This window comes from Maribacter sp. UBA3344 (genome assembly GCF_002362375.1).
Taxonomy (GTDB): Bacteria; Bacteroidota; Bacteroidia; order Flavobacteriales; family Flavobacteriaceae; genus Maribacter; species Maribacter dokdonensis.
Window position 1 is genome coordinate 597 of sequence record NZ_DERI01000029.1, and the last position, 344, is coordinate 940.

Below are 344 nucleotides of genomic sequence, written 5' to 3' on the forward strand. Positions count from 1 at the left end.
GCAGTATTTTGGTCCACATCGGCTTTTAATGCCGTGTCGTCGTAAGCTAGACCGCTGATGTCCACGGTTTGGTCGCCACCAAGGTCGGTCACGGTAAGGTCCGTTCCGTCAAAGCTGATGCCTGTGTTGAATTCATTGGAATCGCTCAAATCTCCATCGGCAGTGTTATGTGCAGCAATGGCGGCTGTGTTAGTGGAGATATCAGTTGCATTCGTAGCAATGGAGTTGTTCTGTGTTGTCTGTTCCGCTTCAAGATTATCAATGTCAGTAGCGTTTGTTGCTATCGCATTATTCTGCGTAGTCTGTTCCGCTTCCAATGTATCGATGTCCGCAGTATTTTGGTC

The 344-nt window shown here is 48.0% G+C and carries 1 protein-coding gene; it reads right to left on the bottom strand.

Annotated features, from left to right (window positions below; genetic code table 11):
- The coding region (locus B2Z27_RS17410) for a hypothetical protein (protein ID WP_286814633.1) at positions 1-344 on the bottom strand (344 nt) is incomplete at both ends.